The organism is Pseudomonas sp. 9_2_1, from assembly GCF_059295275.1.
The window spans coordinates 3,186,449-3,198,235 of sequence record NZ_CM181239.1 but is presented as its reverse complement, the minus strand read 5'-3'; the positions used below and the strand labels follow the sequence as shown (position 1 = coordinate 3,198,235).

Genomic DNA, 11,787 nt, shown 5'->3' with positions numbered 1-11,787 from the left:
TACTCGCACTGATCTCTACCCGCCTTATTGAAAGTGCGATGTTGAAAGATTGGTTAATAAGCATAATAAAGAGGGTCGTATGAGCCATGCCGATGAGATTCTTTCGGTAAAAAACATCTTCAAAGTGTTCGGGCCTAATCCGAACATGGCCATGGAGATGCTCCGCAAGGGCGCCGACAAGAACGAAATTTTCAGCAAGACCGGCCACGTCGTCGGCGTGTTCGATGCAAGTTTCTCCGTCAAACGCGGCGAGATTTTCGTCATCATGGGCCTTTCCGGGTCGGGCAAGTCGACAATGGTGCGGCTGTTCAACCGCCTGATCGAACCTACCTCCGGCAGCATTCACCTCAACGGCAAGGAAATTACCGGGCTCTCGGACAAAGCCCTGCTCGACGTGCGCCGCAAGGAAATGGGCATGGTGTTCCAGTCCTTTGCCCTGATGCCGCACATGAGCGTGCTGGAAAACACCGCCTTCGGCCTGGAGATTGCCGGCGTGCCTGAAGCCGAACGGCAAAGCCGTGCCCGCGAAGCGCTGAGCCAGGTTGGCCTGGCTGGCCACGAGCACAGCTACCCGCACCAGCTGTCCGGCGGCATGCAGCAGCGGGTGGGCCTGGCCCGGGCGCTCGCCAACGACCCGACCATCCTGCTGATGGACGAAGCGTTCTCGGCACTCGACCCGCTGATCCGCAGTGAAATGCAGGGCGAACTGATGCGCCTGCAGGCCGAGCAGCAGCGCACCATCATCTTCATTTCCCACGACATCGAGGAAGCCATCCGCATCGGCCATCGCATCGCGATCATGGAGGGCGGCCGCGTGGTGCAGATCGGCACCCCGCAAGAACTGATCAACCAGCCGGCCAACGATTACGTGCGTACCTTCTTCAAGAGTTTCGACAGCTCACGGGTGCTCAAGGCCGGTGATGTGGCCAAGTGGGACCCGGCAGTGGTGTGCAAGGTCAACGGCAAGGCGCCGAGCTTTCAGGCCGGCGTGCCGTTCGGTTACCTGGTCGACGACCGCGGGCAGCTGCTGGGCGTGGTCGACACCGACGCCAACGGCGCCACCGCCAGTGATCGCTACAGCCTGCACGAGCAGCGCCCGGTGTACACCGACACACCGCTGCACGAGGTACTGGGCATCGCCGCCGACCTGCCTTACCCGGTACCGGTACTCGATCGCCAGGGCGCCTTCAAGGGCACGCTGTCGAAGAACGAGCTGCTGCAGACCCTGAGCCGCAACTAAAACAACAAAGAGGTAAGCCCTCATGTCCGAATTCAGCCTTCTCGACCCGTTCCAGGCGGCCACCATCCCTTTGGGTGACTGGGTCACCGCCACCCTGAACTTCCTGGTGCACAACTTCCGCGAGGTGTTCCGCGCCATCCGCTGGCCGATCGACCAGGTGCTCAACGGCATCGAGTTCACCCTGCAGAGCATTCCACCCACTATCGGCATCATTCTTTCGTCGCTGCTGGGCTGGCAACTGGCAGGCAAGCGCATGGCCTTGCTGTGCTTCGTAACCCTGACCCTGCTCGGGCTGATCGGGGTGTGGTCGGAGTCGATGACCACCTTGGCGCTGGTGCTGACTTCGGTGTTCTTCTGCGCGGTCATCGGTATCCCGCTGGGTATCGTCTGCGCCCGCAGCAATCGCCTGGAAAGCATCATCCGCCCCGTGCTGGACGCCATGCAGACCCTGCCGGCGTTCGTCTACCTGGTACCGGTGGTGATGCTGTTCGGCATTGGCAACGTGCCCGGGGTGCTGGTCACCATCGTGTTCGCCCTGCCGCCGCTGGTGCGCCTGACCAACCTGGGTATCCGCCAGGTGCCGGAAGACAAGATCGAAGCCGCCCGGGCCTTCGGCTGCACGCCACGGCAGATGCTGACCCGCGTGCAACTGCCGCTGGCCACCTCGACCATCATGGCCGGCCTCAACCAGACCCTGATGCTGTCGCTGTCGATGGTGGTGATTGCCTCGATGATTTCCGTGGGCGGCCTTGGCCAGATGGTCCTGCGCGGCATCGGCCGCCTGGACATGGGTCTGGCCACCGTAGGCGGGGTGGGGCTGGTGCTGCTGGCGATTTTCCTTGACCGCCTGACCCAGGCCATGGGCGCGCGCACCAGCGCCGACCCGAGCCTGCGCTGGTACCACACCGGCCCGGTAGGCGTGGTGATGCGCCTGTGTGGCGCAGGGCAACCGCAAGGGCGGCGCAAGACTGCCTGAGCACTGCAAGACTTTTGAAGCGTTCGATCTGCCGCACTTGAAGATAAAAATCAGAAGAAGGTAAGCGACGATGCACGAATCCAAGTTCTCCCGCAGCATCCTCAAATGCGCCACGGCGCTGACCCTGATGGCCGCCGCGCTGGTCGCTCACGCCTCGGCGGAAAAACCCGGCGATGGGGTGAAGGTAACGCCGATTTTCCCCTCCATTGCCGAAGAGCGCTTCCGTGGCGAAGTGGCCATGGAAGGCCTGCGCGAGCTGGGCTACAAGGTGCAGGAGCCGAAGGAGACCGAGTACGGCGTGATGATGGTGGCGCTGGCCAACGGCGATGCCGACTTCACCGTGCACCTGTGGGAGAAACTGCACGACAAGTTCTACCAGCAGGCCGGTGGTGACGACGTGATGGTCAAGACCGGCAACATTCTGCCGGGGGTTGCCCAGGGCTACCTGATCGACAAGAAAACCGCTGACCAGTACAACATCAAATACATCACCGACCTGAAGAAACCGGAAATTGCCAAGCTGTTCGACACCGACGGCGACGGCAAGGCCGACATGACTGGCTGCAACCCGGGCTGGGGCTGCGAGCTGGTGATTTCCCACCATATGAAGGCCTATGACCTGGACAAGAGCGTCACTGTCAACCAGGGTTCGTATTTTGCGCTCATGGCCGACACCATCACCCGTTTCAAGGAAGGCAAGCCGATCCTGTACTTCAGCTGGGTGCCGCAGTGGATCGCCAGCGTGCTGGTCGAGGGCAAGGATGTGGTCTGGCTGGAAGTGCCGAAAACCGATTTGCCTGACGGCAACAACGATGTCGATACCACGTATCACGGCAAGAATCTGGGCTTTGCCATCGACAAAGTCGTGGCTGTGCTGAACAAGGACTTTGCCGACGAGAACCCGGCTGCGGTGAAGTTCCTGTCGCTGGTGCAGATCAGCACCGATGACGAAAGCAACCAGAACCTGAAGATGCAGAAGGGCGAGAAAAAGCCTGCCGACATCACCCGCCATGCCAAGGAATGGGTCGAGGCGCATCGCCAGCAGTTCGACCAGTGGCTGCAAGCCTCCCGTGATGCGGCGGCGCAGGCCGGTAAGTAACCTGATCCATCAGCGTTGGCTTCTTCGCGGGCTTGCCCGCTCCCACAGGTCCGCCACAGGTTTTTAAAACTGTGCAACACCTGTGGGCGCGGGCGAGACCGCGAACAAGCCAACGCGACTTTTCGCTGTTGAGTAAAACCATGAGCCACTTCGAAAGCATCCTCAAGAACTCCAACCTGGCCCACCTGGACCCTGCCATCCGCACCACCCTGTCAATGCCCTGCCAGCGCGTGGCCTTCGTCCTGCGCGAGCACTTCTCGATGATGGCCTTCACCGCGGCCATGGACAGCCTGGTCACCGCCAACCTGATGAGCGCCACGCCGTTGTTCCAGATTCAGGTAGTGGGCGAGGGTGAGCAGGTGATGAGCGACCTGGGTATCGCCTTGCCGGTGAGTACCCAGCTGTTCGACCTGGACCTGCAAGGGCTGGACTGCCTGTTGGTATGCGGCGGCTTCCGTGTGCGCCTGGAAACCGCGCCGCAACTGCGCGCCAGGCTGCGCCAGGCTGATCAGCACGGTTGCCAGCTGGGAGGCTTGTGGAACGGCGCTTACTTCCTGGCCGAAGCCGGCCTGCTCAACGACCACGACTGCGCCTTCCACCCGGATGGCCGGGCGATGATGAGCGAACTGTTCCCCAAAGTGCGCATCAGCCGCCAGGCCCATGTGCTGGACCGCCGGCGCATGAGCTGCGCGGGTGCCAGCAGTGCGTTGGACATGATGCTGGCCATGCTCGAACAGCGCGGCGGTGTACCGTTGCGCCGCGCCGTGGAGCAGATGCTGGCCTGTGATCGGGCACGGGTGATGAGCGATGCACCGGCCAGCGCGCCGGAAATCGACCCCAGCCTGCCGAAAGGTGTGCGTCTGGCGCTGGAACTGATGCACGCCAATATCGAAGACCCGATCGGTATCGACGAGATCGCCGAGCATGCCGGTTTGTCCCGCCGGCACCTGGAGCGCCTGTTCCGCCGGCATGTGCAGGCCACGCCGCCGCGCTACTATCTGGAGCTGCGCCTGACTCATGCGCGGCAGTTGTTGCAGCACACCAGCAAGTCATTGACCGAAGTGGCGGTGGCCAGCGGGTTTGTCAGCTTCCCGCATTTTTACCGGCGTTTTCGTGAGTTGTTTGCCATTGCCCCCCGGCAATACCGCGCGCGTAGCCAGGGGTGGGCAGGGCGGCAGGATGTGGCTGTGCATTGAGTGGTGTGCTGCCTGTGCTGGCCTATTCGCGGGTAAACCCGCTCAAGGATTTGCACAGTTTTCAGCACCTGTGAATAGGCCTTTGGGGGAGGGCCGAAGCAGGTATGCAGATTGTTGATGGATTGTCAGCCTGTGCAGTAACAGGTACGCGGAGTTAACTGATAGTTTTGCTAGTTTACATTTAGTTTTGTCATTGATAGCGTGATGAATTGGGCTTGGGAGAGGCAGTCATGAAGACTTCGCCAGCTTATGCGCCTTACGGATTTACTGTGGGTATGCTTCAGCACTTGTCACTCCATTTCAATGGTGAGGTGCTGGATGGTTGGATCGGTGGTTATCACCTTGGTAACGGTAAAAGAGTGTATTGGCCGAGACTGATGCGGTTTACATCGCCTGACGATTTAAGCCCTTTCATGGCTGGCGGTATTAACCCCTATGCTTATTGCAAGGGGGATCCAGTAAATCTAAGGGATCCCTCGGGGTAGGCCCCCTCGGTGAAGGTTCCCACACTGTTCTCTCAGGCGCGAACAGCGTTGATAAAACAGAGAGTCATTACATTCGACGATGTAACAATTCCAAACGGTCCCCCAGGGCTCAGATTGGCTGAACCGGGGGTTTTGACGTTGCTTGAGGCTCACCGGCCGGGACGAATGTATCATGAACGGTTAAGCGAAGGGAGGATAACTCCCGATCAGTTTCTTGCTGACCATCCTTCTACTAAAAAACTCGTAAAGTATTATTCGCGACAGCAGGCACTCAGGGAGATTGTGATGGGTCGTACCCCTCCTTCACTCGCCTTGTTGAGCAAGCACCGAGCCATAGTCAATCGAGCGAGTCTGGCAATTGAAAAAGCCAAAACAAAGCCTGGCGTGACTGGGATAGATAATGGGGGGGATGTATTGGATCTCCTTTTGAAAGCTCGTTCAGATTTCGGCTTGTCAGCGCAGGATATGTCTAAGATTTTAAGGTGGGGGTTTAGAGAGTATGTGGATTGGGGGTATAAGTGTTTCTCAATGACCCCCTTCATGCCCGATTGACTTCACCTTACTTGGTGGCATAAAATAAAAAACATAAACCACAGCTGCCTTGCATCAATTTGTCTGTCAGCAACACCTACACTGCGGCAATGCACTATTGCGTGCCGTAGCGCACATATTTCGTACAAAGCCTAGGCTCTTTCTGAAAATTGCATCGGCCCTATCGCCGGCAAGCCATCTCCCACAGGATCGAGAGGCCTGTAGGAGCTGGCTTGCCGGCGATAGGGCCAGACCTGCAGAATGTGTTCGATTACCGAACGAAAATCAAAACTGACCTGTCCGCTATCCGCCCATCCAATCCGATCGCCGCATTGCCCATCCCCCGCCTTTTTGCTTAAGTGTCCCCATCCACCGGTTGTCACCTGCCCCCCGTGACCCGCAGCCGGCGCTATACAATAACCGTGAACGACCGCGGCCACCGCCCACAAGGCGGTAGGCAGCGGCGAACAGAACAATAACGATGCCGAGTGCCTTGCCTATGGAAAGCCGCCTGCTGAGCGAGCGCAGTAGCGTGTTCCACCACGCCGACCCTTATGCTGTGTCCGATTACGTCAACCAGCATGTAGGCCAGCATTGCATCGGTCTGTCGCGCACCACCCACCCCCAGGCCAGCCTCAGCCACCGCAAGTTCGCCGAACTCGACCTGTGCCGCATCAGCTACGGCGGTAGCGTGCGGGTCACCTCGCCAGCCCTGGAGACCATCTACCACCTGCAGGTACTGCTGAACGGCAACTGCCTGTGGCGCGGGCACAAGCGCGAGCATCACCTGGTGCCGGGGGAACTGCTGCTGATCAACCCCGACGACCCGGTTGACCTGACCTACTCGGAAGACTGCGAGAAGTTTATCCTCAAGGTGCCCACCCGGTTGCTGGATTCGATCTGCGACGAACAGCGCTGGTATCGCCCCGACGGCGGCGTGCGCTTCCTGCGCAACCATTACCGGTTGGACGAGCTGGACGGGTTCGTCAATTTGCTGGCAATGGTGTGCCAGGAGGCGGAGGTGACGGATTCGCTGCCCAGGGTGCAGGGCCATTACAGCCAGATCGTGGGCAGCAAGCTGTTGACTCTAATGAGCACCAATATCCGTCGCGAAAGCCTGAGCGCACCGCAGGCGGGGCTTGAGCGCATTCTTGACTACATCGAGCGCAACCTGAAACTGGAGCTATCGGCTGACGTGCTGGCAGAGCAGGCCTGCATGAGTTTGCGCTCGTTGTATACCTTGTTTGATCAGCACCTGGGTACTACACCCAAGCATTACGTGCGCCAGCGCAAGCTTGAGCGGGTGCATGCGTGCCTGAACGACCCGACTTGTGGTGTGCGCAGTGTGACGGAACTTGCCCTGGATTATGGATTCCTGCATCTGGGACGGTTTTCTGAAGTGTACCGCCAGCAGTTCGGCGAGCTGCCTTCGCAGACGTTCAAACGCCACAGATGAGGCGCGTTAGCGTGGTCACCTGACATTTCCACCAGTTGCTTACATTTCATGTACGTCCCACCATTTGATTTATTTCGATGAGAAGGTGGGTCCATGTCAACGTCGCGAAATTCCTCTGGTTCACGGCAGTACACGGTTTATGGGCATGACGGCGGTGAGCAATTTGCATCCATGCTGGGCTTCGGCGGAGAGAGAATTGAGCCTACTACAGGGTGCTACTTACTAGGGAATGGATACCGCGCGTTCAATCCGGTCTTGATGAGGTTTCACAGTCCTGACAGCTTGAGCCCGATGGGGCTTGGAGGAATAAACTGTTATGCCTACTGTGGTGGGGATCCGGTTAATTATGCTGATCCTAGTGGGCACCGTAAGTTTTCTAAGATTTCAAAAGCCCCTGCGCTTCGGAAAATTTGGGAAACGCCTGAAGCGCCAAGACCTCAGAAACCAGTGCAACTGTCAAGTATTCGAAAACATGCCGGAGTCGTTGGCTATACTGTGAGTAATCAAGTCGTAGAAACTATCAACAATCTCGGGCGTGGTTACGGGGATCAAATACAACCCATCATGAATTCATCGCATTGGTCAGATGCTCAAAAATTATTAGTGCAAGGCACCGCAGTGAAGCTATCAAGCAACATCGGAGAAAATTTGAAGAGAGCCGCTGGCGATCCTGTCAATGCGGCTGCGACTCCGATATCGTCCAACAGTCACTTGATGGAGGCGTTCGCGGTAGTCGCACCACTTAACGAAATAATGCAAGCGGCAGGAAGCGTGAACACTCTTGTGAACGATGTTGTTGCAAGCTGGCTCCATGACCCCAAACGGCTGGTTCCAAAAGTGCGAGATCCCGGTAAAGCTGGATAACACTCTGCACAATCCGGATAGTCCCCCGCCAGCGGTCTCCCTAACCTGACCAGGTCTGAACAATAACAATGGAGACCCTGGCCATGTTCCTGGGATTCGACTACCTCAATGCCATGCTCGAGGACGACCGTGAAAAGGGCATCTACCGCTGCAAGCGCGAGATGTTCACCGACCCACGCCTGTTCGACCTGGAGATGAAACACATCTTCGAGGGCAACTGGATCTACCTGGCCCACGAAAGCCAGATCCCCGAGAAAAACGATTTCCTCACCCTGACCATGGGGCGCCAGCCGATTTTCATCGCGCGCAACAAGGACGGTGAGCTCAATGCCTTCCTCAACGCCTGCAGCCACCGCGGCGCCATGCTGTGCCGGCACAAGCGCGGCAACCGCTCCAGCTACACCTGCCCGTTCCACGGCTGGACCTTCAACAACAGCGGCAAATTGCTAAAGGTCAAAGACCCGAGCAACGCCGGCTACCCCGACAGCTTCAACTGCGACGGCTCGCACGACCTGACCAAGGTCGCGCGCTTCGAGTCTTACCGTGGCTTCCTGTTCGGCAGCCTGAATGCCGATGTGAAACCCCTGGTCGAACACCTGGGTGAGTCGGCCAAGATCATCGACATGATCGTCGACCAGTCGCCTGAAGGCCTGGAGGTGCTGCGCGGTGCCAGCTCGTACGTTTACGAGGGCAACTGGAAACTCACCGCCGAGAACGGCGCCGACGGCTACCATGTCAGCTCCGTGCACTGGAACTACGCCGCCACTCAGAACCAGCGCAAGCAGCGCGAGGCTGGTGACGAGATCAAGACCATGAGCGCCGGCGCCTGGGCCAAGCAGGGCGGTGGTTTCTATTCCTTCGACCACGGCCACCTGCTGCTGTGGACCCGCTGGGCCAACCCCGAAGACCGCCCGGCCTACGAGCGTCGCGAGCAGCTGGCCGCTGACTTCGGCCAGGCGCGTGCCGACTGGATGATCGAGAACTCGCGCAACCTGTGCCTGTACCCGAACGTGTACCTGATGGACCAGTTCAGCTCGCAAATCCGCGTCGCCCGGCCGATTTCGGTGAACAAGACCGAAATCACCATCTACTGCATCGCCCCCAAAGGCGAGAGCGCCGATGCCCGCGCCAAGCGCATCCGCCAGTACGAAGACTTCTTCAACGTCAGCGGCATGGCCACCCCGGACGACCTGGAAGAGTTCCGTTCGTGCCAGACCGGCTATGGCGGCGGTACCGGCTGGAACGACATGTCCCGTGGCGCAGCGCACTGGGTTGAAGGCGCCGACGAAGCGGCCAGGGAGATCGAACTGCAGCCGTTGCTGTCTGGCGTGCGCACCGAGGACGAAGGCCTGTTCGTGCTGCAACACAAGTACTGGCAGGACACCATGATCCAGGCGCTCAAGGATGAGCAGCAACTGATCCCCGTGGAGGCCGTGCAATGAGCCTGTACGAGACCGTGCGCGACTTCCTCTACCGCGAAGCGCGCTACCTGGACGATGCCCAGTGGGACCAGTGGCTGGAGCTGTACGCCAGCGACGCGACGTTCTGGATGCCCAGCTGGGACGATGACGACACCCTCACCGAAGATCCGCAAAGCGAGATCTCGCTGATCTGGTACGGCAACCGTGGCGGCCTGGAAGACCGCGTGTTCCGCATCAAGACCGAGCGCTCCAGTGCGACCGTGCCCGACACCCGCACCTCGCACAACATCAGCAACATCGAGATCGTCGAGCAGGGCGAGGGCAGCTGCCAGGTGCGCTTCAACTGGCACACCCTGAGCTTCCGCTACAAGACCACCGACAGTTACTTCGGCAGCAGCTTCTACACCCTCGACCTGCGCGGCGAGCAGCCGCAGATCTTGGCCAAGAAGGTGGTGCTGAAGAACGACTACGTGCGTCAGGTCATCGACATCTACCACATCTGATCCAGTGTTTTGCGAGCACTGCCCGGTGTGTCAGCCGACGCGCCGTGGTCAGGCTCGCCCGCGAGGTGCAACATGAGTTTCCAGATCGCACTCAATTTCGAAGACGGTGTTACCCGTTTCATCGAGGCCAGCGGCCATGAGACCGTGGCCGACGCTGCCTACCGCCAAGGCATCAACATTCCGCTGGACTGCCGCGACGGCGCCTGCGGTACCTGCAAGTGCAAGGCCGAGGCCGGGCGCTACGACCTGGGCGACAATTTCATCGAAGACGCCCTGAACGAAGACGAAATCGCTGAAGGCTATGTACTGACCTGCCAGATGCGCGCCGAAAGCGACTGTGTCATCCGCATTCCGGCTTCATCGCAACTGTGCAAGACCGAACAGGCCAGCTTCGAGGCGGCCATCAGCGACGTGCGCCAGTTGTCGGCCAGCACCATTGCCCTGTCGATCAAGGGCGAGGCGCTGAGCCGCCTGGCTTTCCTGCCAGGGCAGTACGTCAACCTCAAGGTCCCGGGCAGCGAGCAGAGCCGCGCCTATTCATTCAGCTCGCTGCAGAAGGACGGCGAAGTCAGCTTCCTGATCCGCAACGTGCCGGGCGGGCTGATGAGCAGTTTCCTGACCAGCCTGGCCAAGGCTGGCGACAGCATGAGCCTGGCCGGGCCCCTGGGCAGCTTCTACCTGCGGCCAATCCAGCGCCCGCTGTTGCTGCTGGCTGGCGGCACCGGCCTGGCACCGTTCACCGCCATGCTGGAGAAGATCGCCGAGCAGGGCAGCGATCACCCGCTGCACCTGATCTATGGCGTGACCAACGACTTCGACCTGGTCGAGCTCGACCGCTTGCAGGCCTTTGCCGCGCGTATCCCCAACTTCACCTTCAGCGCTTGCGTGGCCAGCCCGGACAGCCAGTACCCGCAGAAGGGCTACGTGACCCAGCACATCGAGCCACGCCACCTCAATGATGGCGACGTGGACCTGTACCTGTGCGGGCCGCCGCCGATGGTCGAGGCGGTCAGCCAGTACGTGCGCGAGCAAGGCATTACCCCGGCCAACTTCTACTACGAGAAGTTCGCCGCAGCGGCCTGATTCCTTCACCCGAACATAGCACCGCCCCTTGTGGGAGCGGGTTCACCCGCGAAGAGGCCGGCCGGTACAACGACATTGCCTGGTCGGACGCATTCGCGGGTAAACCCGCTCCCACAGGGATCGCGGGCAGGCGGAGATTTGAGTATGAACAACAGATTCCAAGGCAAGGTCGCCCTGGTCACCGGCGCCGCGCAAGGCATCGGCCGGGGTGTGTGCTGGCGGCTCAAGGCCGAAGGCGCGCAGGTGGTGGCGGTGGACCGCTCCGAACTGGTTCACGAACTGGCCGGCGAGGGCATGCTGACCCTCACCGCCGACCTGGAACAGCACAGCGACTGCGCCCGGGTCATGGCCAGTGCGGTAGAGGCCTTCGGCCGCCTCGATATCCTGGTCAACAACGTCGGCGGCACCATCTGGGCCAAGCCCTTCGAGCACTACCAGGTCGAGCAGATCGAAGCCGAAGTACGCCGCTCGCTGTTCCCCACCCTGTGGTGCTGCCACGCCGCGCTGCCGTACATGCTTGAACGCGGTGCCGGCGCCATCGTCAACGTCTCGTCCATCGCCACCCGTGGCGTCAACCGTGTGCCGTATGGCGCGGCCAAGGGCGGCGTCAACGCGCTGACCGCGTGCCTGGCGTTCGAAACCGCCGGCCGTGGCATCCGCGTCAACGCCACCGCACCCGGCGGCACCGAGGCGCCACCGCGGCGGGTGCCGCGCAACAGCGCCGAGCAGAGCGAGCAGGAAAAACACTGGTACCAACAGATCGTCGACCAGACCCTCGACAGCAGCCTGATGCACCGCTACGGCAGCATCGATGAACAGGTCGGGGCGATTCTGTTCCTGGCCTCGGACGAGGCGTCCTACATCACCGGCGTGACCTTGCCGGTAGGGGGCGGCGACCTCGGCTGAGCAGCCCCCCCCCACGGCAACAGCTTT

The 11,787-nt window shown here is 60.2% G+C and carries 11 protein-coding genes and 1 pseudogene; all 12 read left to right on the top strand.

Annotated elements, in window-relative coordinates:
- The first annotated feature begins 79 nt into the window (after positions 1–79).
- The 12 genes and pseudogenes from AC5O5I_RS14370 (at position 80) to AC5O5I_RS14315 (ending at position 11,760) form a co-directional block, all read left to right on the top strand.
- Positions 80–1,240: a quaternary amine ABC transporter ATP-binding protein gene (locus tag AC5O5I_RS14370; protein WP_494510998.1), complete on the top strand. Its 1,161-nt coding sequence runs from the start codon at positions 80–82 to the stop codon at positions 1,238–1,240.
- Between the two features lie 22 nt (positions 1,241–1,262).
- Entirely contained in the window at positions 1,263–2,216 is a 954-nt protein-coding gene (gene proW / locus AC5O5I_RS14365; protein ID WP_494510997.1) for a glycine betaine/L-proline ABC transporter permease ProW, read from the top strand.
- A 70-nt stretch (positions 2,217–2,286) separates the two neighbouring features.
- Complete coding sequence (proX, locus tag AC5O5I_RS14360) at positions 2,287–3,315, top strand: glycine betaine/L-proline ABC transporter substrate-binding protein ProX (RefSeq protein ID WP_494510996.1); 1,029 nt, start codon at positions 2,287–2,289, stop codon at positions 3,313–3,315.
- 140 nt (positions 3,316–3,455) lie between these two features.
- The gene (locus AC5O5I_RS14355; RefSeq protein ID WP_494510995.1) at positions 3,456–4,511 is read left to right on the top strand and encodes a GlxA family transcriptional regulator; all 1,056 of its coding nucleotides are present in this window, start codon (positions 3,456–3,458) and stop codon (positions 4,509–4,511) included.
- A gap of 230 nt (positions 4,512–4,741) precedes the next feature.
- Positions 4,742–4,996 carry an RHS repeat-associated core domain-containing protein gene (locus AC5O5I_RS14350; RefSeq protein WP_494510994.1) on the top strand — a complete coding sequence of 85 codons (255 nt, stop codon included), beginning with the start codon at positions 4,742–4,744 and terminating at the stop codon, positions 4,994–4,996.
- Positions 4,997–5,281: 285 nt separating this feature from the next.
- Positions 5,282–5,548, top strand: a complete 267-nt coding sequence (locus AC5O5I_RS14345; protein ID WP_494510993.1) for a hypothetical protein — start codon at positions 5,282–5,284, stop codon at positions 5,546–5,548.
- Between the two features lie 478 nt (positions 5,549–6,026).
- On the top strand, positions 6,027–6,983 hold the full coding sequence (gene benR, locus AC5O5I_RS14340) for a benABC operon transcriptional activator BenR (protein WP_494510992.1): 957 nt from the start codon (positions 6,027–6,029) through the stop codon (positions 6,981–6,983).
- A gap of 129 nt (positions 6,984–7,112) precedes the next feature.
- Positions 7,113–7,349 (top strand): annotated as a pseudogene (locus AC5O5I_RS14335) (RHS repeat-associated core domain-containing protein); the annotation flags it as partial.
- A 581-nt stretch (positions 7,350–7,930) separates the two neighbouring features.
- Positions 7,931–9,289, top strand: a complete 1,359-nt coding sequence (gene benA / locus AC5O5I_RS14330) for a benzoate 1,2-dioxygenase large subunit (RefSeq protein WP_172286439.1) — start codon at positions 7,931–7,933, stop codon at positions 9,287–9,289.
- Positions 9,286–9,771 carry a benzoate 1,2-dioxygenase small subunit gene (benB, locus tag AC5O5I_RS14325; protein WP_172229734.1) on the top strand — a complete coding sequence of 162 codons (486 nt, stop codon included), beginning with the start codon at positions 9,286–9,288 and terminating at the stop codon, positions 9,769–9,771. The genes benA and benB overlap by 4 nt, the downstream gene beginning before the upstream one ends.
- Before the next feature lie 72 nt (positions 9,772–9,843).
- Complete coding sequence (gene benC / locus AC5O5I_RS14320; protein WP_172286438.1) at positions 9,844–10,854, top strand: benzoate 1,2-dioxygenase electron transfer component BenC; 1,011 nt, start codon at positions 9,844–9,846, stop codon at positions 10,852–10,854.
- A gap of 144 nt (positions 10,855–10,998) precedes the next feature.
- Positions 10,999–11,760 carry a 1,6-dihydroxycyclohexa-2,4-diene-1-carboxylate dehydrogenase gene (locus tag AC5O5I_RS14315; RefSeq protein WP_172229738.1) on the top strand — a complete coding sequence of 254 codons (762 nt, stop codon included), beginning with the start codon at positions 10,999–11,001 and terminating at the stop codon, positions 11,758–11,760.
- Positions 11,761–11,787: the final 27 nt, after the last annotated feature.

Excerpts from the sequence above, each read along its gene's own strand:
- AC5O5I_RS14350 (WP_494510994.1), top strand. The coding sequence starts at position 4,742 with ATGAAGACTTCGCCAGCTTATGCGCCTTACGGATTTACTGTGGGTATG.
- proX (WP_494510996.1), top strand. The coding sequence starts at position 2,287 with ATGCACGAATCCAAGTTCTCCCGCAGCATCCTCAAATGCGCCACGGCG.
- AC5O5I_RS14345 (WP_494510993.1), top strand. The coding sequence starts at position 5,282 with ATGGGTCGTACCCCTCCTTCACTCGCCTTGTTGAGCAAGCACCGAGCC.
- proW (WP_494510997.1), top strand. The coding sequence starts at position 1,263 with ATGTCCGAATTCAGCCTTCTCGACCCGTTCCAGGCGGCCACCATCCCT.
- AC5O5I_RS14315 (WP_172229738.1), top strand. The coding sequence starts at position 10,999 with ATGAACAACAGATTCCAAGGCAAGGTCGCCCTGGTCACCGGCGCCGCG.
- benC (WP_172286438.1), top strand. The coding sequence starts at position 9,844 with ATGAGTTTCCAGATCGCACTCAATTTCGAAGACGGTGTTACCCGTTTC.
- benA (WP_172286439.1), top strand. The coding sequence starts at position 7,931 with ATGTTCCTGGGATTCGACTACCTCAATGCCATGCTCGAGGACGACCGT.
- benR (WP_494510992.1), top strand. The coding sequence starts at position 6,027 with ATGGAAAGCCGCCTGCTGAGCGAGCGCAGTAGCGTGTTCCACCACGCC.
- benB (WP_172229734.1), top strand. The coding sequence starts at position 9,286 with ATGAGCCTGTACGAGACCGTGCGCGACTTCCTCTACCGCGAAGCGCGC.
- AC5O5I_RS14370 (WP_494510998.1), top strand. The coding sequence starts at position 80 with ATGAGCCATGCCGATGAGATTCTTTCGGTAAAAAACATCTTCAAAGTG.
- AC5O5I_RS14355 (WP_494510995.1), top strand. The coding sequence starts at position 3,456 with ATGAGCCACTTCGAAAGCATCCTCAAGAACTCCAACCTGGCCCACCTG.